The sequence below is a fragment of the Streptococcus mitis genome, assembly GCF_001579035.1.
In the GTDB taxonomy this organism is placed as follows: Bacteria; Bacillota; Bacilli; order Lactobacillales; family Streptococcaceae; genus Streptococcus; species Streptococcus mitis_J.
Window position 1 is genome coordinate 276,281 of the sequence record NZ_KQ970287.1, and the last position, 771, is coordinate 277,051.

Sequence of the window (771 nt, forward strand, 5' to 3'; positions counted from 1 at the left end):
GTCTTGAAACTGTTGGATTTCGGATGCCCAGTCCCTATCACACTGGATTTAATTCGAGAGACAGGTCCCTTGATTGGGCCGTCTGCCAATATCTCAGGTCAGGCAAGTGGAGTAACCTTTGAACAAATTCTGAAGGATTTTGACCAAGAGGTTCTGGGTTTGGAAGACGATGCTTTTCTAACTGGACAGGATTCAACTATTTTGGATTTGTCTGGAGACAAGGCAAAAATCTTACGCCAAGGGGCCATTAAGCGAGAAGATATTCTTACTCAGTTGCCAGAGATTTCTTTTGAGGAGGCTTAAAATGCTAAGAGATTTGCAAGAAACAGATGTGAAAGCTATATGCGACATAAATCAAGAGGCTTTGGGTTATTCTTTTAGTCCAGAGGACACAGCTAGTCAACTAGCTAAACTGTCTCAGGATTCACATCATTTCCTACTTGGCTATGAGGATGCAGCTAGTCATGCCTTGCTTGGATATGTCCACGCTGAGGTCTATGAATCACTTTATTCCAAAGCAGGATTTAATATCTTAGCCTTAGCAGTTTCACCTCAAGCGCAAGGTCAAGGTATTGGTAAAAGTTTACTACAAGGGTTGGAAGAAGAAGCCAAAAGACGTGGTTGTGGGTTTATCCGCTTAAACTCTGCCGATCATCGTCTGGGAGCTCATGCATTTTATGAAAAAGTTGGTTATACTTGTGATAAAATGCAGAAACGGTTTATTCGCATCTTTTAGTTTATTTTCTTATTGTAAAATCAAACTAATGGACT

2 protein-coding genes are annotated in these 771 nt (G+C 40.9%); both read left to right on the forward strand.

Annotated features, from left to right (window positions below; all coding sequences use genetic code 11):
* Positions 1–303: L-threonylcarbamoyladenylate synthase (locus SMIDD26_RS11600; RefSeq protein ID WP_419986653.1), on the forward strand; the 303-nt coding region annotated here is incomplete at its 5' end.
* Position 304: 1 nt separating this feature from the next.
* Positions 305–736 carry a GNAT family N-acetyltransferase gene (locus SMIDD26_RS05780; protein ID WP_061439443.1) on the forward strand — a complete coding sequence of 144 codons (432 nt, stop codon included), beginning with the start codon at positions 305–307 and terminating at the stop codon, positions 734–736.
* Positions 737–771: the final 35 nt, after the last annotated feature.